Origin of the sequence: Enterobacter sp. RHBSTW-00318, assembly GCF_014101375.1 — a bacterium.
Lineage (GTDB): Bacteria > Pseudomonadota > Gammaproteobacteria > Enterobacterales > Enterobacteriaceae > Enterobacter > Enterobacter ludwigii.
In genome coordinates, this window is record NZ_JABXQH010000001.1 from 2,807,284 (window position 1) to 2,829,484 (window position 22,201).

Here is a 22,201-nt window from a genome sequence, read left to right on the forward strand (position 1 = left end):
GCGCGAAGAGACGTACTATGGAAAACGCAACTATCAGCACCTTAACCGCACAGTTCCCTCTGATTGAGGATCTGATTGCCCTGAAAGAGACCACCTGGCTAAACCCGCGCACCACCTCGCTTGCTGAAGGGTTGCCGTATGTCGGGCTGAGCAAAGCCGATGTGGACGATGCGCATGCACGCCTTAACCGCTTTGCGCCGTATCTGGCAAAAGCGTTCCCCGAAACGGCGGCCACGCAGGGGATTATCGAGTCCGAACTGGTGGCTATTCCGGCGATGCAGAAAAGGCTGGAGAACGAATCGGGGATAGCCATTCCCGGCACGCTGCTGCTGAAAAAAGACAGTCATCTGCCTATCTCTGGCTCCATCAAAGCGCGCGGGGGCATCTATGAAGTGCTGACTCACGCCGAAAAACTGGCGCTGGAAGCAGGGTTGCTGAGCGTCGAAGACGATTACAGCATCCTGCTGGAACCGCGTTTTAAAGCGTTCTTCAGCCAGTACAGTATCGCGGTGGGATCCACCGGCAACCTCGGGATGTCCATTGGCATCATGAGCGCGCGCATCGGCTTTCAGGTTACGGTGCACATGTCTGCCGATGCCCGTGAGTGGAAAAAAGCCAAACTGCGTAGCCACGGTGTTATCGTCGTTGAATATGAGCAGGATTACGGCGTGGCGGTGGAGCAAGGACGTAAGGCCGCGGAGAGCGATCCGAACTGTTTCTTTATCGACGATGAGAACTCCCGCACGCTGTTCCTCGGCTATGCGGTGGCAGGCGAGCGGCTAAAAGCGCAGTTTGCCGCGCAGGGCCGCGTGGTGGATGCGGAACATCCGCTGTACGTCTATTTACCCTGTGGCGTCGGTGGCGGCCCTGGCGGCGTGGCGTTTGGCCTGAAGCTGGCCTTTGGCGATAACGTACACTGTTTCTTCGCCGAGCCGACGCACTCCCCGTGCATGCTGCTGGGCGTCTACACCGGGCTGCATGATGCCATCGCCGTGCAGGATCTGGGTATCGACAACGTGACGGCCGCCGACGGGCTGGCGGTTGGACGTGCGTCTGGCTTTGTGGGCCGGGCGATGGAGCGGCTGCTTGACGGGTTCTATACCCTTTCCGATCAAAGCATGTACGACATGCTCGGCTGGCTGGCGCAGGAAGAAGGCATTCGCCTTGAGCCGTCGGCGCTGGCGGGCATGGCCGGGCCGCTGCGTGTTCCTGTCGCATCCGCGAACGCGACCCATCTGGTCTGGGCAACCGGCGGCGGAATGGTGCCGGAAGACGAGATGGCGAAGTACCTGGCTAAAGGGAAAAAATAAACTGCAGATGGGTGACCGCAAACAGCAGTGACAACGACAGCACCGCGAGGGCGATCAGGAACTTATCGCGCACCGCCTTCGGCTGTACAAAATCGTCCTGCGTCACATCCATTACGTTGCGACTGCGGGTATAGCGCCACAAAACGATCGCCACAAGCGCCAGCACGACCAGTGAGATCCAGAATGGTACGCCTGTGCGATGCCAGTTGTGCTTGATGGCGAGGGCAATCAGCGCGCCATACCCCAGTAACGTACGCAGCCAGGCCAGCGACGTCCGCTCCGGCTGCAGACCGGGGTCGGCTTCGCGTCGCGCTTTGCGGTTATCCACCATACAACACCAGCACCATCACCACGCCCGCTACCGCCAGCAAAATCATGCTGATGATGAGTAACCCACGCGTATAGGGGAGATCCTGCTTGAGCCGCATCGCCTTTTCGTTACGCAGCCAGCGTAGGTAGCCGTAAATGGCCAGCACGCCGGCAAACAGGCACAGCAGCAACGCCAGCACTTCACGGATCAGCGGCGTGGCAAAATCAGGCGCGAGCTGGTCAAGCCCCACACCCGCGGCGAGAAAGCCCAACGCGGTGCGGATCCATGCGAGGAACGTACGCTCATTAGCCAGCGAGAAGCGGTAGTCAGGGGCTTCACCGAGGCGGGAAATTTTCATGAAGATTCCTTGTCTGCTACAGGCAGGTTCCAGCATAGCGTAAATCGACAAGGACAAGGAGACCGGCATCGGGCGATGCCGGTCAGGACGATTAATGCAGCGCTGGCCAGTACGCTTTGTTGGCCTCGATCAGATCATCCAGAATCGCTTTCGCAACGGAGGCACTCGGCACCGTTTTCGACAGCGTAATCGCCTGCCACAATTTCTGGTACGAGCGCTGCTCCCAGGCATCCACTACCAGTTTTTCCACCGCTACCTGTTGGCTCATCAACCCTTTCTGGAAGTGTGGAATGTCGCCCACCGTTAACGGCTCCGGCCCGTTATGACCGACCAGGCACGGAATTTCTACCATCGCGTCGGCATCAAAGTTATGAATGGCACCGTTGTTGGGCACAATCAGCAGCATGCGCTCCTGAGTGTTGAAGGCAATCGCAGTCGCCAGATCGACGATGTACGACGCATGTTCGTCGATTTCCAGCTCCCCGGCGGACGATATACCGGCTTCGATAATCGCCCGGCAGGCGCTGAACACATGCTTCTCACGATGATCCATCACCTCGTTAGCGCGCGTGCGTTCCGGATTGGAGTGCGCGACCACGTAGTCCGGGAACAGGTAATATTTCAGATAGGTGTTTGGCATGGTGTCCGGATCCAGCGCCTGCACATCTTTTGCCTTCGCGAACGTGTCGTTCCAGCTGGCTTCGGTATGGGCATTGTCAGAGGGCGGCACATAGCCATTTTTCGCGACATATTCGCGCAGTTTCGGCATTAAATCATTGCCGTTTGCATCTTCAATGGATGTCCACCATCCGAAGTGGTTCAGCCCGTAGTAACGCACGCGCATCTCTTTACGGTCTTTAAGGCCGACTATCTGCGCCATACGCCCTTCAATGCCGATGGGCATATCGCAGATGTTGAGGATTTTGGCGTTGGGTCGCAGGCGACGGGTCGCTTCAGCCACGATGGCCGCCGGGTTCGAGTAGTTCAGCATCCACGCATTCGGGGAGTATTGCGTCATGTAATCGACCAGCTCCAGCACGCCGCCAATAGAGCGCATGCCGTAGGCGATCCCGCCGGGTCCGCAGGTCTCCTGACCCAGCACACCGTGACGCAGGGGGATTTTCTCGTCTTTTTCACGCATCGGGTATTTCCCCACGCGGATATGTGCCATCACAAAATCGACGTCGGTAAAGGCCGCTTCAGGATCGGTGGTGTAGCTAAACTCAATCTCCGGAGCCTGCTCTTTAAGGATGATCTTGCACGCCTCAGCGATGGTCTCCTGACGTGCGCCGTCGTTGTCATAGAATTTCAGCGCGCGCAGCGGAAAACGGTCGCGGTTGGCTAACAGCATCAGGACGATACCCGGCGTGAAGGTACTGCCGCCGCCTGCAATGACAACTGAGAATTTTTTCATGATATAGCCTCTGTCAGGGTAGTTTGTTCGTTTGTTGAAGGGGTTTTCATCAGCGATTCAAGCTGGTCTCGCACCTGAGGGACGTGCAGTCCAACAATCACCTGAATGCCGTTGCCGCGTCGCACCACACCGTGTGCACCCAGGGCCTTAAAGACGTCGTCGCGTTGGGTTTGCGCCATGTCGACCAGCGCGATACGTAAGCGGGTGGCGCAGTTATTAATGCTTTCGATATTGGCCGCGCCGCCCAGCGCCTGCAGGAATCCGGCGGCTTGCCCAACCTGCTGGCTGGCGGCAGCCGGTGCGGTGGTTTGCCCGCGTGCCGCTTTATAATCCGCCTTGCTGTAAAGTTTGACTTCGCTCTCTTCACGGCCCGGGGTTTTAAGGTTCAGCCGTTCAATCAGCGTTTTGAAGACCACGAAATAGAGGCCGGTGAAGCAAAGACCGATACCCATCTGGGTGAATACCGTCGAGGCGTGGTTGTGGAACATGGGGATCCAGTTTTGCGGCAGGAACTGGTCCAGCAGTCCGCCGCCCATGTTGCCCACGACGCCGAAGATGTACATCACCGTCGCCATCGTGGCGGCCAGAACGGCGTGGACGGCAAACAGTAGCGGCGAAATGAACAGGAAGGTGAATTCCAGCGGCTCGGTAATGCCCACCAGCACGGCGGTCAGCGTGGCCGGGATCAGCAGGCCTGCCACTTTGACGCGGTTTTCCGATGACGCGGTGTACCAGAGCGCCAGCGCAATCCCGACAGAGCCAAACACTTTGGCGTTGCCATGAAGCGCAAAACCGCCTTCCGGGAACAGGGTTTTCAGCGGCAGCGTGCTTTGGCTAAATTCCTGAAGATGCTGCGCCCAATAAACCTGGATGCCGCCCTCGACCGCTGCCGGGCCAAAGATAAACGGACCGTAGACAAAGTGGTGTAATCCGGTAGGGATCAGAATGCGTTCCAGGAAGGTATAAACCCACACCCCCAGCGCCCCGGCAGAGCGTAAAAAGGCCTGCAGGGACTCAATGCCGAGCTGCACTTTCGGCCAGCCCAGAAGCGTCAGCCAGGCGCAGGGGATCATCACAAAGAACGCGAGGATAACGACAAACGAGGTGCCCTGAAAAATCCCCAGGAAAACAGGCAGCTGCTTGTCGAAATAGCGGTTGTGGATAGCGGTGACAATCCCCGAAATCACAATCGCCCCAATGATGCTGGTATCGAGCGTTTTGATACCGGCAATCATGGCCAGTCCGCTGCCGGCAGTGGGCTCAGCGGCGAAGTCGACGCCAAAGAAATGACCCCATGTCATCCCCATCGCATTGATAAAGTAGTTCCAGGTCAGAAAACTGATCAGCACCGCCAGGCAGGCGCGGCCCTGCGCCTGCTTCGCCAGACCAATCGGTAAACCCACGGCAAAAATCAGCGGCATATTGCGAAACACCGCCCAGCCGCCCTCTTCAATGATGTGAACAATTTGCGCGAACAGATTATCGGGGGCGGTTAAGGCCTCGCCCACAAACAGCGGGTTGCGAAGCATGATGGCGATCCCGACCACGATCCCGGCAAAGGGAAATAACAACACCGGGGTAAACATGGCGCCGCCAAAACGTTGTATTTGACTGAGCATTTTTAAATCCTCACGTAACAACCTGTAGGGGGTAGAGGCCTTTATGATTTTTTGCTGGGCCTGAAGTGAGCATAAGAATTTACCCATGGGCGAACATGACGTGCCGCTGCGATTCGTGATCGCATTCATGGTTTTATTTTGACCAGTCAGGTCTACTTTTCGTTGTTAATATGGACATGTCAGGACGCAAGCCACGCGTTAATACGGGAAGAGAGGTCTACTGGTGATCTACAAATCTATCGCTGACAGGTTGCGGCTGCGGCTGAATTCGTCGGACTACAATATCGGGAGTCCGCTGCCGGGTGAGAAAGCGCTGGCGCAGGAGTTTGGCGTGGCGCGGATGACCATTCGGAAGGCGCTGGATCTGCTGGTGAACTGGGGGCTGGTTGAACGCCGACACGGTAGCGGGACATTCGTGGCGCGTAAAGATGTCCACCACGAAACCACCAATCTGACCGGGCTGGTGGAGGTGCTGCGCCAGCAGGGAAAAGAGGTGCAGAGCAAGGTGCTACAGTTCGAAGTGATGCCCGCTCCGCCCGCTATCGCCAGCCAGCTCCGCATTCAGGTGGATGAGCGTATCTACTTCTCGCGCCGGGTGCGTTATGTCGACGGAAAACCCCTGATGCTGGAGGACAGCTTTATGCCCGTGAAGCTGTTCCGCACGCTTTCACTGGCACATCTGGAAGGGTCGAAGTTTGATTACATCGAGAACGAGTGCGGAATAACCATCAGCGGCAACTATGAGAGCCTGACGCCGGTGCTGGCAGATAAACAGCTCGCCGGTTACCTGAACCTGCCGGAACAGACGCCGCTGCTGCGGATAACGTCTCTCTCCTACAGCGACAGCGGCGAATTTCTCAATTATTCCGTGATGTTCCGTAATACCCGTGATTACCAGGTGGACTACCATCTGCGGCGCATCCACCCGGACGATCTGCTAACTCATCCCCCAGAACAGCACCGCCAGTAGCTGCGGGGTAATAATACGCAGGAACATCACCAGCGGGTAGACCGTGGCGTATGACAGCGCCGCCGCGCCGCTGGTGGCGTGCAGGTTGTTGGCAAAGGCCAGTGCGGGTGGGTCAGTCATTGATCCGGCGAGCATGCCGCAGAGCGTCAGATAGTTCATTTTGGCGAACATCCGCGCCAGGATCCCCATCGTCAGGAGCGGAATCGCCGTGATAAATATCCCGTAGCCAACCCAGCTCATCCCCTCGCCCTTCACCAGGGTATCGATAAAATCGCCCCCGGATTTCAGGCCGACCACCGCCAGAAACAGCACAATTCCCAGCTCGCGCAGCGCCAGGTTGGCGCTCGGCGGCATAAACCAGTAGAGCTTACCGATACAGCCGATACGCCCGAGGATCAGCGCCATAATCAGCGGTCCGCCCGCCAGGCCCAGCTTGAGCGCGACCGGAAAACCCGGGACATACAGCGGAATGGAGCCAAGCAGCACCCCCAGCCCGATACCGATAAAGACCGGCAACATCTGCACCTGCTGCAGTTTTTGCTGGGCGTTACCCACCATGTCCGCTACCGCATCAATGGATGACGGGCGCCCAACCAGGTTCAGGATATCGCCGAACTGCAGGCTGGCTTCCGGGCTGGCGACCAGTTCCACCCCAGCACGGTTAAGACGGGAGATCACGACGTCATAGCGCTCTTTAACCTGCAAATCGCGTATTTTCTTGCCAAGCACATGCTCGTTGGTCACCACGACGCGCTCTACGCGCATATCGGTGCCGCGCGTGGAGAGCGAGGTCTCCACCTCCTGACCAATCACCAGCCGCGCGTTGTTTAAATCCCCGGGCTGTCCGACCAGGTGCAGCAGGTCACCCTGCTGAATAATGGTCCCGGGCGCAGGAACCATCAGCATATCGTCACGTTTAAGGCGTGAGCAGATAATATTGGCGCTGTTCAGGATCGGCACATCCTGAATCGCCATATTGTTGAGGTTGGGGTTATCGACGCGAATGTTGATGGTTTTGATCGGCATATGGCCGTTGGTGAGTGTGGTTTCGTGGTCTTTTGCCTCGTTTTCGACGTTAATGCGAAAGAGTACCCGCACCAGCCACATGGAGAGCAGAATGCCGCAAATCCCAAACGGATAGGCCATGGCGTAGCTCATCCCCATCTGGTCGACAATACCGGGAGAGATGCCAAGGTCGCGCAAAATTTGCTGCCCTGCACCCAGTGCAGGCGTATTGGTGACCGCCCCGGAGAAAATACCCAGCACCACCGGCAGAGGAATATCGAAGAGCTTATGCAGAATGGCGGTGACCAGCCCTCCCATCACCACAATGCCGAAGGCAAACAGGTTCAGCCGTAATCCGGAGACCCGAAGGGAAGCGAAAAAGCCAGGCCCCACCTGAATACCGATGGTGTAGACGAAGAGGATCAGACCGAATTCCTGGATGAAATGGAGCATTTCGGCGCTGAGCACCAGCCCAAGCTGGTCGGCAAAATGGCCGACAAAAATCCCGCCGAACAGCACCCCGCCTATCCCAAATCCGACGCCGCGGATTTTAACATTGCCAATCCACAGACCCACCACTGCGACCAGGGCCAACACGCTAACGGTTAACGCGATATCACTCATGATCCACTTCCTGTGCATAACCTTAGTTATGCTAAGGATTCTCTCAGAGCCGCACGCGGTTGTATGGGCGATGGCGCACAAAAAAGCCCTGCCGGGGCAGGGCGTTATCTTTTCATCCTCTCCCTGTGGGAGAGGCAACAACCCGCAGAGGGTTAACTGTTCAGCGCAGGACGCTCGCTAATGGCGATACGCTGCGGTGCAATGGCTTCCGGCACGTTGCGGGTCAGGTCGATATGCAGCAGCCCGTTGGTAAATGTCGCGCCGGACACTTCCATATGGTCAGCCAGAGTAAAGCTCAGGCTAAACGGCTGATTAACCAGGCCCTGGTGCAGCCATTTGGTCTCGGTTTCTTGTTTTTCCGGCGTACCTTTCACGGTCAGGCGCGTGCCTTCGAGCTGAATATCCAGATCGTCCTGGCGGAACCCGGCCAGCGCAAGGGTAATGCGATAGTGGTTGTCATCGCTTTTTTCGATGTTGTACGGCGGAAACGTCTGTTGCTCGGTGGTACTTTGCAGGGCATTAGCCAGTTTGTCAAAACCAATCCACTGACGCAGCAGGGGGGATAAATCGTAGTTACGCATACTAAATCTCCTTCTGAGAAGCGAGTTCGGCACAGTTTATTTTTGTGCGCAGTTGTTCCTGCAAATCCTCATGGATTCACATATGCTCCCATTACGGCAAGCAATTCTGGGTGGGCCGCTCGCGCGACCCGCATAATCAGTTGATCTCGATACGGCGCGGTTTTTTCTCTTCCGGAATCACACGTTCCAGTTCGATAAACAGCAGGCCGTTGACCAGGTTCGCGCCTTTCACGTGAATGTTCTCGGCTAACTGGAACTTGCGTTCAAAGTTGCGCTCGGCGATACCCTGATAAAGGTAGGTGCGTTCTTTCTGCTCAGCCGTATGTGAACCTTTCACCACCAGCAGGTTGTCCTGCGCGGTGATCTCCAGTTCGTTCTCTGCAAAACCGGCGACGGCAATGGCGATGCGGTAGTGGTTTTCATCAACCAGTTCAACATTGTATGGAGGGTAGCCGTTGCTCTGGCTTTGGTTATTTTCTAAATGGTTAAACAGGCGGTCAAAACCAATTGCAGAACGGTATAGCGGGGAAAGATCGAAGTTACGCATAAATAAAAGCTCCTGAAATCAGCGAGAAATTGTAGCCTTCCACCATGGACAGGCCAGTGTGCCCCTGAACACCCCTCAGGCGTGTTCGTTATCGGGTTACATTCTTAAAATGGGTCTGGAACCGGTCTTTTCAAGCGCAGCGGGCGCACTTTTTTTTGCACTTTCGTGCATCTCGCTTAGACTGGGACAACAGCACAAAGGGTTAAATTGCGATGGCTGCCACAGTGCGGGGTTATCGGGCTATCCATTTTGAACGAGGCTCGCTATAACCCTGAGTTGCAGGTTTATGCAGTGCCATTAACGATGACTGAGTGATGATGAAAAATGTTCTGATAAAGCTGACGACGTTCAGCGGGGTTGTTTTACTTTGCGGGTGTTCGAGCGTGATGTCTCACACCGGCGGTAAAGAAGGAACATATCCGGGGACGCGTGCCAGCGCTGAGATGATCTCCGATGACGATACCAACTGGGGCACAAAATCCCTGGTCATCCTGGATATGCCGTTTACGGCTGTGGCCGATACGCTTTTGCTGCCGTGGGATATGTTCCGTAAGGACAGCTCCGTGCGCTCGCGGGTAGAGAAAAGCGAGCAGCAAAATCTGGCCACCAATTCCGTCATTCCACCCGCTTAACGCCAACGCGTTAACGCTGCCCGGTTTCCGTTAGCCAAAGCTGACGGAAACTTTCTGTCTCTTCCATCCATGCAATAAAACGCCCGTCCGGGGAAAACACGACCGCATCACCAGACGGTGGATTGCCGTGATCGGACGTCAAAAACGTCACCTCTCCGGTTTGCGCATCACAGCAGGCAATCCGCTCTTCCAGCACAAATCCAAGACGGTGACCGGCAGGGTGCCAGGTAAATGCCGACTGAATGTCACTTTCGTTATGCGTCAACTGGCGTGGTTCGCCGCCCTCAGGAGCGATAAGCCACAGCTGCACAATACCCTTATCATCACGCATCAGAAACGCAATCTGCGTCCCCTGTGGGTTGCAGCGCACCCAGTGACGCGGCACGTTTACCAGCCCCGGGAATGCCCGCTGGTGGGTAAAGGTCAGCCGGCGCTGCATGACACCCGCCGGGGGCGCAGGCAGCGTCTCAGGAGTCCCCTGCAGCGGCGCATCGCCCGCGCGTTTCCATCCCTGCTCGTCGTTGGGCAGATCCACAATAAACAGTTCTGGCACTTTCTCGCCTGTCGCAGACACGGTATCGCCGATAAACGCCAGCCTGTCATTGCCCACCCAACCCTCTTCATAGGCTCGGTTGATCTCATCGCTGCCGGGCTGAGGTGCGGGCGTCGTGCGGCTCACCAGCACGCTCCAGAAGGTGCCGGAATATTCACGTGGATGCGTCCCCTGCGGCATCACCGGGCCAAAAGGTACTGCGAGGCCGACGTTACGTAAATCGAGCTTCGGGTCACGCTCATGCAATACATGGTCGTTGTAGGTAAAGCTCACGAACTGTCCGTCAGGGCTAAAAACGTGCACGTGGCTGCCGCCACGCAGCGCGCCTGCGGTATAAGGCGACGTGATATCCATGGCGTCCAGGTTACTCACCTGACCGTTGTGTACAACCACGCCCTGACGATGATGAAAATCGTAGTGCCAGTCTGCATCCGGGTTTTCCGGGCCGTGGATAAAGACATATTTGTCCTGCTGCGGATGAACGGTCACCACGCCAACATGCGCACCGTGACTGGCGCGATAGATCACCTCGACGTCACCCGTAATAACATTGACCCGCTCAATGGTTTCACCGGTAAACGATGCGCCGGACGGACGCACATCGTAGGCCAGCCACTGGCTGTCCGGCGTCCAGGTATTGATATTGGTAAGCTGGTGATGACGGGAGGCGAAGGTGATTTGTTTCATGGCGTTACCCTGATGCGCAGTTATCGCATCAGGGTAAAACATTGCGGGGAATTAGCCTACACGTTTGACGTCACCCACCAGCAGGATGTAGGAGAGCGCACCGAGCAAGGCCACCGCGGAGATATAGATCAGTGCCGGGCCAAAGCCATAGTCCTGAGCCAGATAACCGATGACCAGCGGAACCGTGATCCCCCCCAGTCCACCGACAAAGTTGAACACGCCACCGGTCAGACCAATCAGGCGCATCGGGGCCAGCGAGGAGACCAGCGACCAGGTGATGGAGGCAAAACCGTTCCCGAAGAACGCAATCGCCATCAGCGTCATAATCCAGACCGGATCGTTGGTGTAGTTTGCGCCCATGATGCAGGTGGAGATCAGCAGCCCGCAGATAATAGGCGTTTTACGCGCGACACCCAGCGAGAACCCTTTTTTCACCAGCCTGTCCGCCAGCCAGCCGGAAAGCAGCACACCAAAGAAGGCCGCCAGGAACGGTACGGTGGTCATAAAGCCCGCCTTCAGCGCGGTGATGCCTTTTTCCTGGGTCAGATAGTTCGGGAACCAGGTCAGGAAGAACCACAGCGTGGAGGTCACCGCGAACTGCCCCAGATAAACCCCCACCAGCTTGCGGTGGAAAACCAGCTTCCAGTCGGCTTTGGTCAGCGGCTGACGCGCCTCTTTTTTCACCGGCGCATCGCCATCCACCAGGCCGCCACCGTCGCGGATATAGTCCAGTTCAGCTTTGCTGATACTTTTGGTGAGACGCGGCGGTTGATAGACCTTGAACCAGATCAACGACCAGATAATGCCGATCCCCCCGGTCACAATAAAGACCCAGTGCCAGCTCAGCAGTTCCTGGATCCAGATCAGCAGCGGCGTCAGGAACGCCAGGCCGACAAACTGCCCGGAGGTGTAGAACCCAACGGCCGAGGCGCGTTCATGCTCCGGGAACCAGCTGGTCACCATGCGGTTATTGGTCGGAAACGCCGGGGCTTCGAAAATCCCGGTGATCGCACGCAGGCCAATCAGCGACATCAGCCCGGTGGCAAAGCCCTGGAACAGGGTCGCCACCGACCAGCCGAAGATGGCAATGAAATAGGTCAGGCGCGAGCCGACGCGGTCAAGGAACCAGCCGCCGGGGATCTGGCACAGCGTATACAGCCAGGCAAACGCCGAAAAGACGTAGCCCATTTCCGCTTTGCTGATCCCAAACTCCTCCTGAATATGGGCTGAAGCCACGGCAAGGTTGGCGCGGTCAACGTAACAGATGACCACCGTAATAAAGATCATGACCAGCGTCAGGTAGCGCCGACGCCCGGTTTTTGCAGCAGTAACAGGAATATCCATCGCAATCTGTCTCCAGATTTTGGGCATAGCGAAGCCGCTCACCATGCCCTGTAATTTACAGAGGGTGTGTTTGTTATTGTTGAAATTACTTTTTAGTGGCGATGTGCTTAGGCTGAATTACCACTCAGCGACAGAGCCATCTTCATGACGCCATAACGGGTTGCGCCAGTCCGGCGCGTTTTTACTCAGCTCAATGACTTTGTCTTCGTCGATATCCACGCCAAGGCCCGGCTTCGTTAACGGTTTAAAGAAACCGCCTTCTATGCTGAAATCATCTTTGTTTTTCACAAAGTCGAGCAGTTCCGCGCCCTTGTTATAGTGAATGCCCATGCTCTGTTCCTGGAACACCGCGTTGCGCGAGACAAAGTCGACGTGCAGACAGGCTGCCAGTGCGATCGGCCCCAGCGGACAATGCGGTGCCAGCGCCACGTCGTAGGCTTCCGCCATCCCGGCGATTTTGTAGCATTCTGTGATGCCGCCGGCATGCGACAGATCCGGCTGCAATATCGCCAGGCCGCCAGCTTCCAGCACGCGTTTGAACTCGAAGCGCGAGAACATGCGCTCACCGGCGGCAATCGGGATATGCGTCTGTGCGGCCAGTTTCGGGTAGTACTCCGCCTGCTCGGCCAACACCGGCTCTTCGATAAACAGCGGACGGTACGGCTCCAGCTCTTTAATCAGCACTTTGGCCATCGGCGCGCTGACGCGACCGTGGAAGTCCAGGCCAAACTCAATCTCGTTACCGAACGCTTCACGGATCTGCGCCACGGTATTTACCGCGCGGTCTACCGCCCGTGCGTTGTCGATGACGCCCATCTCTTCGCAGCCGTTCAGTTTAAAGGTGTCAAAACCAATATTGCGCAGCTGCCTGATACCGTCGATCACTTCCGCGGGACGGTCGCCGCCCACCCAGCTGTAGGCTTTGATTTTGTCGCGCACCAGGCCGCCCATCAGCTGCCAGACCGGGGCATTCAGCACTTTGCCTTTGATATCCCATAACGCCTGGTCGATACCGGCGATGGCGCTCATCAGAACCGGTCCGCCCCGGTAGAAACCCGCGCGGTACATCACCTGCCACAGGTCGTTGATGCGGGCAGGATCTTGTCCTGTCAGGTACTCGCCCAGCTCATGCACCGCCGCTTCCACGGTACGCGCACGCCCTTCAATGACCGGTTCGCCCCAGCCGACCACGCCTTCATCGGTTTCGATTTTCAGGAACAGCCAACGCGGCGGTAAACGGTACGTGGTGAGTTTGGTTATTTTCATTTCACTGCCTCTCGATACGCTTTCACAAATGCGGCCGCCTGCTGTGCGGTACGTTCGACGGATTGCCCGGCGCGATAGAGATCGCTGCCCAGACCCGCCCCGACACAACCTGCGTTGATCCACTGCGCCAGGTTTTCTGGCGTCACGCCCCCCACGGCAAAGACCGGTACGCTGGCGGGCAATACCGCTTTCAGCGCGCTGATATAGGCCGGACCAAAAGCCGATGACGGGAAAATTTTGAGCGACTGCGCGCCCGCATCGAGAGCCGCGAACGCTTCTGTTGCCGTTGCGCATCCCGGGCAGACGGTCATGCCGTAGCCCACTGCGCGACGGATCACCTCAGGGTGAATATTCGGCGTCACAATCAGCCTGCAGCCCATCTGCGCAAGCTGGTCCACCTGCTCCGGTTGCAGAACGGTGCCAGCGCCAATCAGCGCCTTATCACCAAACGCGTCCACGACCGCCGGGATGCTCTTTTCCCACTGTGGGGAATTAAGCGGTATTTCCACGGCGTCAAAACCGGCGTCGATCGCTGCGCCTACGTGCGCTAAAACCTCGTCGGGCGTGACGCCGCGCAGGATAGCGATGAGGGGAAGATTAGTTTGCCACTGCATGAGCGATGCTCCTTATTCCTGCCTGAAATGCCGTGTCGCCTTCTACCGCCGCCACATCCCGCCCGATGGCATTGAACGCCTGGCGGTAGCGAGAGGTCAGCGATGAACCCGCGACGAGGGTGATGGTCTGTTGCCCGGCGAACTGCTCGCTCAGGCTGGCGACTTCCGCGCCAATCAACAGGCCCGATAAAAATTCGCTGACCTGCGTACGGGGAAGCGTGCCCAGTACATGCGAAGCGCGAACTTCAAAAAGTTGCGGCAAAACGGCAGGGCTGGCGATACCCCGCTCCAGCCCGGCGGCAAAGGCCTCGGGCGAAGCGTCCTGCTCCGGCAACCCCGCGCCCACCAGCGAGTGCGTCAGCAGCAAGTGGTGCAGCTCACCGGTCATCACGGTGCGAAAATCGTGGATGTGCTCAGCGTCGGCCTGCACCCATTTACAGTGCGTGCCGGGCATGACGTAGACAGAAGAAGGAGAGAGCGTGCGCGCGCCAAGGAGCTGGGTCTCTTCGCCGCGCATCACATTGTGGTTATCGTTCCGGGAAACACACAATCCTGGAATAATCCAGATATTGTCACCAACGGACGTTAACTGCTCGCCAATGGCAGCGAACGCGGCAGGTACGGGCAGATAAGGCGCGACCTTCCAGCCCACGTTACTGCCCACCATGCCCGCCATAACCACCGGCGTGGCGCCCTCGCGCCAGTTGTGTGTCACCTCTGCTAACACCGCCTCGGGGGATTTACCGTTCAGGCGCGTCACGCCTGCTTCTGATTGCCTGCTTTCCAGGCACTGCTCGCCCTGATACAGCCAGGCGCGCAGATTGGTCGATCCCCAGTCAATAGCGATGTAGCGAGATGTCATGTGATTTCCTTCAACCTTCGTGTCGAGCTGGCAATCATCGTAAGTGCCGCCTGCTCTGCCGCGTCGCCGTCCTGATGCCGGATAGCATCGAACAGCGCTTTATGTTCCTGGAGCGTTTTTGGCATGTTGGCCTCATCGCCCATCCAGGTTCGTTCAAATACCGCGCGCTGTAGCGAGCTGATGGCAACGCTAAGCTGCTGTAATACCGGGTTATGAACCGACTGCAGCACCGCTTCGTGATAGCGGATGTCCGCTTCGTTGAACGCATCCCGGTTCTGGTTATTGGCAATCATGTCGTTCAGGGCGGACTCAATCTGAGCCAGGTCTCCTGACGTTGCACGTTCCGCAGCCCAACGGGCGATGGCCGGCTCTACCAGGTTTCGTACCTCACTCATCGCGCCAATCAGCCTTGGGTCGTAGTCGTTTTCCAGCACCCACTGCAGGACATCGGTGTCGAGGTAGTTCCACTGATTACGCGGGGCGACAAAGGCGCCGCGGTAGCGCTTCATTTCAATCAGCCGCTTTGCCATGAGCGAGCGAAACACTTCCCGAATGATGTTGCGCGAGGTTTCAAACTCCTCACACAGCTCTGCCTCAGCAGGCAGCGGTGAACCGGGAACGTACTTTCCACCCACGATCTGGGTGCCCAGCGTGATGACGATGCGATCGGTTTTATTGAGAGTCATGGAGAGTCCTTATGCTCTGTATGTTCAGGACTACTTTACCTCGACCGCTGAATTTCGCCTCACTTTTGCAGTACAAACGTGACGCCTTTCGTCATTACCGTGGCTGTAATGTAGTACAATCAATTAATGTTGTACTACAATCCAGATCACAAAAAGAACAATTCGATAAATTCAGAGCAAAAAAAAGCCCCGGTTGATAACCGAGGCTGATGAGCGTGAAACGCTGTTACTGCAGAACAAATTTCTCGATCGCGTAGGCAACGCCGTCTTCGAGGTTAGATTTGGTCACGAAATTGGCCACGTCTTTCACCGACGGGATCGCATTGTCCATTGCCACACCCATGCCCGCATATTCAATCATCGCAATGTCGTTTTCCTGATCGCCCAGCGCCATGATCTCGTCCGGTTTGATGCCCAGCGTATCTGCCAGCGATTTCACACCGGTGCCTTTATTGACGCGTTTATCCAGGATTTCGAGGAAGTACGGCGCACTTTTCAGCACGGTGTATTTCTCTTTTACCTCAGCCGGAATGCGCGCAATCGCTTTATCCAGGATATCTGGCTCATCAATCATCATCACTTTCAGGAACTGGGTGCCCGGATCCATTTTCTCAGCTTCGCAGAACACCAGTGGGATCGTCGCGACATAGGATTCATGTACGGTGTAATAGCTGATATCACGGTTAGCGGTATAGAGCGTATTGCGATCGAGCGCGTGGAAATGGGAACCGACCTCGCGGGACAGTTTTTCCAGGAACAGGTAATCGTCATAGTTCAGCGCGGTTTGCGCCACCGTGCTGCCATCCGCCGCCTTCTGTACCAGCGCACCGTTATAGGTAATGCAGTAATCGCCCGGCTGATTCATGTGCAGCTCTTTCAGGTAGCTGTGCACGCCCGCATACGGACGACCGGTGGTCAGTACCACATTCACGCCTTTTGCGCGCGCAGCGGCAATCGCGTTTTTAACGGCTGGAGAAATAGTGTGGTCTGGCAGCAACAGCGTGCCGTCCATGTCGATAGCAATAAGTTTGATAGCCATAGGGTCCCCGGGATAAATGAGTGCTGCCTCATGCTAACGCGATTAAGCCCACAAAAATAGAGCTACATTGCGCAACAAAAGCCCCCTTTTACGCCTGTCCCGGGGATCACGGCTTACTCGCGGGTGAGGACTATTTTGCCAAAAGCACCGCGGTCGAGGTGTACAAGCGCCTCTTCAAGCTGGTTAAAACGGTAGCGGTGTTCAATCACCGGTTTCAGCCCCGTGACATCGACGGCGCGGACAAAATCTTCCAGCGCACGGCGGTGCCCGACACCAATCCCCTGAATCACAGGTGATTTCAGCAAGAGTTCGCTGGCAGGCAGCGAGATTTCACTCCCGGCCAACACGCCAATGACGGATATGCGCCCGTGAACGGTAACGGCCCGCAGGGAATGTCTCAGGTTCTCCCCGCCAACGGTTTCAATAATATGGTCGATACCGCGATCCTGCGTCAGCGCGTAAATCTCGTCAGCCCAGTTCCCTTTAAGCCGGTTGATGCCCCGATCGGCACCGAGCGTTTTAGCCAGCGCCAGTTTTTCATCACTGCCCGACGTCACAAAAACTTCTGCACCGTGTGCTTTGGCGATTTGCAACGCGAAGATTGCGACACCGCCTGTGCCTTGCACCAGCACCGACTGTCCGGCACGTAACTGTCCGCGCTCCACCAGTGCAAACCATGCGGTAAGCCCCGCGCAGGGTAAGGTGCTGGCCTCTGCGTCATCCAGCGTTTCCGGGGCGGCCACCAGCCAGTTTTCACGCATGATCACGTATTCAGACAGCATCCCCTGAAAGTAACCGCCCAGCGTCTGGTAGGGCAAATTGCGGGCGTCGCCTTTCGGTTTACCGTCTACCCACTCCGGAGAGAAGGTGGAGATGACGCGAGCACCGGGTTTAAAGCGGGTAACGCCTTCACCCGTACTGTCCACCACGCCTGCCATGTCAGATGCCGGGGTAAACGGGAAGGTGAGCGCGATCGGCATGTTGCCTTCGATGACCATTTTATCGCGATAGTTGAGCGCAACAGCGTTCACCCGCACGCGCACTTCACCCGGGCCCGGCTGGGGAACAGGCGCCTGAGTGAGTCTGAGGTTTTCACGCCCAAGGGCGTCCATTGACCAGCGTTGCATCATCTCTGTCATCTTTTTCTCCTGTTATCAAATGCACTTCAGTACTGACAGTCTAACGTTGACTCATGGTCGCCAGTGGCGATACATTTTCCCACTATTGATTCCTGAAGAACGACAATCCATGACCGATACGCTGAAGGATATTCCCGTTTTTGTCGCCGCCGTAGAGGCAGGCAGTTTTGCTCAGGCCGCGGTGCGTTTGCATTTGTCGCGCTCGGCGGTAGGGAAAAGCATTGCTCGCCTTGAAGCGCGGCTGGGAGTACGCCTGTTTCAGCGCACAACGCGTAGCCAAAGCCTGACCGATAACGGTGCCCTTTTTTATGAACGCTGCCTGCGAGCACTCCAGGAAATCCGTGGCGCGGAGTCGCTGCTGGAAACAGGGAAACATCAGGTGAGTGGCCGTCTGCGTGTTGCCATGCCGGTGCTGTTTGGTCGCCAGTGCATCGCCCCGCTGCTGATAGCCTTGACGCAGGAGCATCCTGCCCTTGAGCTGGAAATGTCATTCAGCGATCGCGTAGTGGATATCGTCGAGGAAGGGTTTGATATGGCGGTGCGAAACGGCGCACTGCCGGACAGCACCATGCTGGTCGCCAGACGCCTGGGGGAACACCGAATGGTGCTGTGCGCCGCGCCGGAGTACCTGAGGAATAACGGCCAGCCTGAAACCGTTGCCGATTTACGCCAGCATAAGGCCATTAACTACCTGCGTGCCGGCAGGGTGTTACCGTGGGAACTGGCGGACCACGAAGGCACGCAGCACACCCTAATTCCCCGCTCATCCCTCAATATGGACGATCTGCAGGCTATCTGCGACGCAGCGCTGGCCGGGCATGGTATTGCATGGTTACCCTGCTGGATGGTGCGCAAAGAGCTGCAGAATGGAGGGCTCATCCCACTCTTAAAACAAGCGCCGGATGTGCGTTTCGACGTTCACGCGGTCTGGCAGCAGACGCCGCATCTGCCCCTGCGAGTCAGGATTGCGGTCGACATGCTGGTCAGCCGGTTACCGTCAGTCCTGTCGCTGGAGCTGGATGCTGATAATTCTGCGCCCACAAAAAAGCCGCGCTAAACGCGCGGCCTCTGACTTGCGGTGTAACCACTCTTAAATATCGATATTCGCCGCTTTCAGGGCGTTCTCTTCGATAAAGGCACGACGTGGTTCAACCGCATCGCCCATCAGGGTTGTGAACAGCTGATCGGCTGCAATCGCGTCTTTAACGGTCACGCGCAGCATACGACGGCTTTCCGGATCCATGGTGGTTTCCCACAGCTGATCCGGGTTCATTTCACCCAGACCTTTATAACGCTGAATAGACAGACCACGACGGGACTCTTTCACCAGCCATTCCAGCGCCTGCTCGAAGCTTGCTACCGGCTGACGACGTTCACCACGTTCGATAAACGCATCGTCTTCGATAAGACCACGGAGCTTCTCACCCAGCGTACAGATACGGCGATATTCCGGACCGGTCACAAACTCGTGCTCCAGGGGGTAATCGGTATCAACGCCGTGAGTACGCACGCGCACAATCGGTTCGAACTGCTGCTGAGCATTCTGCTGGACATCAAACTTCCACTGGCTGCCGTGCTGCTCTTTCTCGTTCAGCTCGGTTACCAGGGTGTTCACCCAGCGGGTAACAACCTGTTCATCGCTCAGATCGGCTTCCGTCAGGGTTGGCTGATAAATCAGCGCCTTCAGCAGCGATTTAGGATAACGACGCTCCATACGACCAATCATTTTCTGCGCCGCGTTAAACTCGGACACCAGACGCTCCAGCGGCTCACCGGCCAGTGCAGGGGCGTGAGAGTTCGCATGCAGGGTCGCACCATCAAGCGCGATCGCGATTTGGTACTGATCCATCGCTTCGTCGTCTTTGATGTACTGTTCCTGTTTGCCTTTCTTCACTTTGTACAGCGGTGGCTGTGCAATGTAGACGTGGCCACGTTCAACAATTTCTGGCATCTGACGATAGAAGAAGGTCAACAGCAGCGTACGGATGTGCGAGCCGTCGACGTCCGCATCGGTCATGATGATGATGCTGTGGTAGCGCAGTTTGTCCGGGTTGTACTCGTCACGGCCGATGCCGCAACCGAGCGCGGTGATCAGTGTTGCCACTTCCTGAGAAGAGAGCATCTTGTCGAAACGGGCCTTCTCTACGTTGAGGATTTTACCCTTCAGCGGCAGGATAGCCTGATTCTTACGGTTACGGCCCTGCTTCGCAGAACCGCCCGCGGAGTCCCCTTCCACGAGGTACAGTTCGGACAGCGCCGGGTCGCGTTCCTGGCAGTCAGCCAGTTTGCCTGGCAGGCCAGCTAAATCCAGCGCGCCTTTACGGCGGGTCATTTCACGGGCTTTACGCGCCGCTTCACGGGCACGTGCCGCATCGATAATTTTGCCAACCACGATTTTCGCGTCTGACGGGTTTTCCAGCAGGTACTCGCTCAGCAGTTCGTTCATCTGCTGTTCAACCGCCGATTTCACCTCAGAAGAGACCAGCTTGTCTTTAGTCTGAGAGGAGAACTTCGGATCCGGTACCTTCACGGAGACAACCGCAATCAGGCCTTCACGGGCATCGTCACCGGTGGCGCTGACTTTCGCTTTCTTGCTGTAGCCTTCTTTGTCCATGTAGGCATTCAGGGTACGGGTCATCGCCGCACGGAAGCCCGCAAGGTGAGTACCGCCGTCACGCTGTGGAATGTTGTTGGTGAAGCAGTAGATGTTTTCCTGGAAACCATCGTTCCACTGCAGCGCCACTTCCACGCCAATACCGTCTTTTTCGGTAGAGAAGTAGAAGATATTCGGGTGAATTGGCGTTTTGTTCTTGTTCAGATACTCAACGAACGCCCGGATACCGCCTTCGTAGTGGAAGTGGTCTTCTCTGTTGTCGCGTTTGTCACGCAGACGAATCGAGACGCCGGAGTTCAGGAACGACAGTTCACGCAGGCGTTTCGCCAGAATCTCATATTCGAACTCGGTAACGTTGGTGAACGTTTCAAGGCTCGGCCAGAAACGCACCATGGTACCGGTTTTGTCGGTGTCACCCGTAACAGCCAGCGGTGCCTGCGGCACGCCGTGCGTATACAGCTGACGGTGAATTTTGCCTTCGCGCTGGATAACCAGCTCCAGTTTCTGCGACAGGGCGTTAACCACGGACACACCTACACCGTGCAGACCGCCGGAAACTTTATAGGAGTTATCATCGAACTTACCGCCTGCGTGCAGAACGGTCATGATAACTTCCGCAGCCGATACGCCCTCTTCCGGGTGAATACCGGTTGGGATGCCACGACCGTCATCGGTGACGGAGACGGAGTTGTCCGCATGGATCGTGACCACAATGTCTTTACAGTGACCCGCGAGCGCTTCGTCGATAGCGTTATCTACCACCTCGAATACCATGTGGTGCAGACCGGTGCCGTCATCCGTGTCGCCGATATACATACCCGGGCGCTTACGCACCGCATCCAGCCCTTTCAGGACTTTGATACTGGAGGAGTCATAAGAATTCGACATCAACGTTTCTCGCTCATTTCAACTTGGGTTAATCCGTTATTTTACCCTTTTCCACGGTAAACATCTTCGAATTTTCGTCCGACATGTCTATAACGTGTTCAGCGCTAATCGCACTGACGAAAACCTGTGACTGCGTGGCTTTTAAGCGGCTGGCAAGCAGCCCGCGCCGCGCGTCGTCAAGTTCCGAGGCAAAATCATCTATCAGGTACAGGCAGCGTCGCCCGCTCTCGCGGGTCAAAAACTCTCCCTGCGCCAGGCGCAGCGCACACATCAAAAGCTTGAGCTGCCCACGCGACAGCGTGTCTTCCACCGGCGCACCGTCGGCACGAATGCGGAAATCCGCCTTGTGCGGGCCATGTGCGGTGTAGGTCAGCATGCGGTCGCGCTCGAAATTTCTCTCTAACACTTCGGCATAATCTGTCTCTTTCTCCCAGCCGCGCTGGAAGGAGAAGGTGAGAGAGAATTCAGGTAAAAACTGTTTGCAGGTGTCGGCCATATCGTCGGCGATACCCGCGCTGTATTCGGCACGCCAGCAGCTGATTTGTTCCGCAAGGGGAATTAATTCCTTGTCCCACGGGCGCAGCTGGGCGTAGCGTGTCACCTGGCGCAGTGCAGCGTTACGCTGCTTAAGCAGGCGCTTCAGGTTGCTCCAGGCGTTAAAGAAACCGGCTTCGTTGTGAAAGCATCCCCAGTCAAGGAAGGCTCTTCTATATTTGGGGCCGCCATTGAGTAAAGTAAACCCCTCCGGCGTAATCAGCTGCATTGGCATCAGCAGCGCGAGCTCAGCCACTTTGTGGCCGTCAGTACCGTCGATACGAACCTTGCTGTCGCCCTGCTTGTCTTTGGTCAGACCGATGGCCGTTTCACGCTCCTCGCCCTGCAAACGCCCGTGCAGAACAAAGGCTTCCTGTTCGTGGCGAATGACGCGGCCAATTTGCAGACTGCGAAACGCCCGTCCGTGGCCGAGCGTGTAGATGGCCTCAAGCACGCTGGTTTTACCGCTGCCGTTCGCGCCAACCAGGAAATTAAAGCCAGGGGATAAAGCGAGATCCGCGTTTTCGATATTGCGGAAATCTTTAATTAAAAGGCGCGTCAGTGACATATCTGGATTTCTTCGGGCCAGGGCGTAATCGGCTCAG

The 22,201-nt window shown here is 56.7% G+C and carries 21 protein-coding genes and 1 other annotated feature; of the genes, 4 read left to right on the forward strand and 17 right to left on the reverse strand.

Going from position 1 to position 22,201, the window contains the following annotated elements:
* Positions 1–17 precede the first annotated feature (17 nt).
* Positions 18–1,310, forward strand: a complete 1,293-nt coding sequence (gene dsdA / locus HV157_RS13925; RefSeq protein WP_020882740.1) for a D-serine ammonia-lyase — start codon at positions 18–20, stop codon at positions 1,308–1,310.
* Here the strand turns inward: dsdA and HV157_RS13930 are convergent.
* The 4 genes from HV157_RS13930 to HV157_RS13945 all read right to left on the reverse strand — a co-directional run bounded on the left by HV157_RS13930 (position 1,294) and on the right by HV157_RS13945 (position 5,011).
* The gene (locus HV157_RS13930) at positions 1,294–1,641 is read right to left on the reverse strand and encodes a DUF202 domain-containing protein (RefSeq protein WP_014167977.1); all 348 of its coding nucleotides are present in this window, start codon (positions 1,639–1,641) and stop codon (positions 1,294–1,296) included. The genes dsdA and HV157_RS13930 overlap by 17 nt on opposite strands.
* On the reverse strand, positions 1,631–1,978 hold the full coding sequence (locus HV157_RS13935) for a YidH family protein (protein ID WP_020882741.1): 348 nt from the start codon (positions 1,976–1,978) through the stop codon (positions 1,631–1,633). The genes HV157_RS13930 and HV157_RS13935 overlap by 11 nt, the downstream gene beginning before the upstream one ends.
* Positions 1,979–2,069: 91 nt before the next feature.
* On the reverse strand, positions 2,070–3,392 hold the full coding sequence (locus tag HV157_RS13940; RefSeq protein ID WP_040018334.1) for a 6-phospho-alpha-glucosidase: 1,323 nt from the start codon (positions 3,390–3,392) through the stop codon (positions 2,070–2,072).
* Positions 3,389–5,011, reverse strand: a complete 1,623-nt coding sequence (locus tag HV157_RS13945; RefSeq protein WP_182268063.1) for an alpha-glucoside-specific PTS transporter subunit IIBC — start codon at positions 5,009–5,011, stop codon at positions 3,389–3,391. Before HV157_RS13945 ends, HV157_RS13940 begins: the two co-directional genes overlap by 4 nt.
* Positions 5,012–5,234: 223 nt before the next feature.
* On the opposite strand from HV157_RS13945, the gene HV157_RS13950 reads away from it, so the two are divergent.
* The gene (locus HV157_RS13950) at positions 5,235–5,981 is read left to right on the forward strand and encodes a GntR family transcriptional regulator (RefSeq protein WP_182268062.1); all 747 of its coding nucleotides are present in this window, start codon (positions 5,235–5,237) and stop codon (positions 5,979–5,981) included.
* Here HV157_RS13950 and HV157_RS13955 read toward each other — a convergent pair.
* The 3 genes from HV157_RS13955 to ibpA form a co-directional block, all read right to left on the reverse strand.
* Entirely contained in the window at positions 5,949–7,610 is a 1,662-nt protein-coding gene (locus HV157_RS13955) for a putative transporter (RefSeq protein WP_020882744.1), read from the reverse strand. The two genes, HV157_RS13950 and HV157_RS13955, sit on opposite strands and share 33 nt — an antisense overlap.
* 152 nt (positions 7,611–7,762) lie before the next feature.
* Positions 7,763–8,191, reverse strand: coding sequence for a small heat shock chaperone IbpB (gene ibpB, locus HV157_RS13960; protein WP_025202652.1), 429 nt, complete (start codon positions 8,189–8,191; stop codon positions 7,763–7,765).
* Positions 8,192–8,327: 136 nt separating this feature from the next.
* Positions 8,328–8,738, reverse strand: coding sequence for a small heat shock chaperone IbpA (ibpA, locus tag HV157_RS13965; RefSeq protein ID WP_008500162.1), 411 nt, complete (start codon positions 8,736–8,738; stop codon positions 8,328–8,330).
* Positions 8,732–8,804 (reverse strand) — a sequence feature (ROSE (Repression Of Heat Shock gene Expression) occurs in the 5'-region of heat shock genes and acts as an RNA thermometer to modulate expression.). (Overlaps the previous gene by 7 nt.)
* 248 nt (positions 8,805–9,052) lie before the next feature.
* Between ibpA and HV157_RS13970 the strand changes: the two genes are divergently transcribed.
* Positions 9,053–9,370: a YceK/YidQ family lipoprotein gene (locus tag HV157_RS13970; protein ID WP_025202651.1), complete on the forward strand. Its 318-nt coding sequence runs from the start codon at positions 9,053–9,055 to the stop codon at positions 9,368–9,370.
* Positions 9,371–9,380: 10 nt separating this feature from the next.
* Here HV157_RS13970 and HV157_RS13975 read toward each other — a convergent pair whose 3' ends face one another.
* The 8 genes from HV157_RS13975 to HV157_RS14010 all read right to left on the reverse strand — a co-directional run bounded on the left by HV157_RS13975 (position 9,381) and on the right by HV157_RS14010 (position 17,560).
* Complete coding sequence (locus HV157_RS13975; RefSeq protein ID WP_182268061.1) at positions 9,381–10,610, reverse strand: DUF3748 domain-containing protein; 1,230 nt, start codon at positions 10,608–10,610, stop codon at positions 9,381–9,383.
* A gap of 51 nt (positions 10,611–10,661) precedes the next feature.
* On the reverse strand, positions 10,662–11,999 hold the full coding sequence (locus tag HV157_RS13980) for an MFS transporter (protein WP_080271857.1): 1,338 nt from the start codon (positions 11,997–11,999) through the stop codon (positions 10,662–10,664).
* A 72-nt stretch (positions 12,000–12,071) separates the two neighbouring features.
* Positions 12,072–13,220, reverse strand: a complete 1,149-nt coding sequence (gene dgoD, locus HV157_RS13985) for a galactonate dehydratase (RefSeq protein WP_182268060.1) — start codon at positions 13,218–13,220, stop codon at positions 12,072–12,074.
* A complete protein-coding gene (locus HV157_RS13990; RefSeq protein ID WP_032680045.1) occupies positions 13,217–13,834 on the reverse strand; it encodes a 2-dehydro-3-deoxy-6-phosphogalactonate aldolase in 618 nt (205 codons plus the stop codon). Before HV157_RS13990 ends, dgoD begins: the two co-directional genes overlap by 4 nt.
* On the reverse strand, positions 13,818–14,696 hold the full coding sequence (locus tag HV157_RS13995; protein WP_014167962.1) for a 2-dehydro-3-deoxygalactonokinase: 879 nt from the start codon (positions 14,694–14,696) through the stop codon (positions 13,818–13,820). Before HV157_RS13995 ends, HV157_RS13990 begins: the two co-directional genes overlap by 17 nt.
* A complete protein-coding gene (gene dgoR, locus HV157_RS14000) occupies positions 14,693–15,382 on the reverse strand; it encodes a D-galactonate utilization transcriptional regulator DgoR (RefSeq protein ID WP_006177594.1) in 690 nt (229 codons plus the stop codon). The genes HV157_RS13995 and dgoR overlap by 4 nt, the downstream gene beginning before the upstream one ends.
* A gap of 226 nt (positions 15,383–15,608) precedes the next feature.
* Complete coding sequence (gene yidA, locus HV157_RS14005) at positions 15,609–16,421, reverse strand: sugar-phosphatase (protein WP_020882751.1); 813 nt, start codon at positions 16,419–16,421, stop codon at positions 15,609–15,611.
* 113 nt (positions 16,422–16,534) lie between these two features.
* Positions 16,535–17,560, reverse strand: coding sequence for an NAD(P)-dependent alcohol dehydrogenase (locus HV157_RS14010; protein WP_182268059.1), 1,026 nt, complete (start codon positions 17,558–17,560; stop codon positions 16,535–16,537).
* 109 nt (positions 17,561–17,669) lie between these two features.
* On the opposite strand from HV157_RS14010, the gene HV157_RS14015 reads away from it, so the two are divergent.
* Positions 17,670–18,617 carry a LysR family transcriptional regulator gene (locus tag HV157_RS14015; RefSeq protein WP_047742681.1) on the forward strand — a complete coding sequence of 316 codons (948 nt, stop codon included), beginning with the start codon at positions 17,670–17,672 and terminating at the stop codon, positions 18,615–18,617.
* A 33-nt stretch (positions 18,618–18,650) separates the two neighbouring features.
* On the opposite strand, the gene gyrB is transcribed toward HV157_RS14015, so the two are convergent.
* Together gyrB and recF are read right to left on the reverse strand one after the other, a co-directional pair.
* Positions 18,651–21,062: a DNA topoisomerase (ATP-hydrolyzing) subunit B gene (gyrB, locus tag HV157_RS14020; protein WP_020882753.1), complete on the reverse strand. Its 2,412-nt coding sequence runs from the start codon at positions 21,060–21,062 to the stop codon at positions 18,651–18,653.
* Positions 21,063–21,090: 28 nt separating this feature from the next.
* Positions 21,091–22,164 carry a DNA replication/repair protein RecF gene (gene recF / locus HV157_RS14025; RefSeq protein WP_025202644.1) on the reverse strand — a complete coding sequence of 358 codons (1,074 nt, stop codon included), beginning with the start codon at positions 22,162–22,164 and terminating at the stop codon, positions 21,091–21,093.
* Positions 22,165–22,201: the final 37 nt, after the last annotated feature.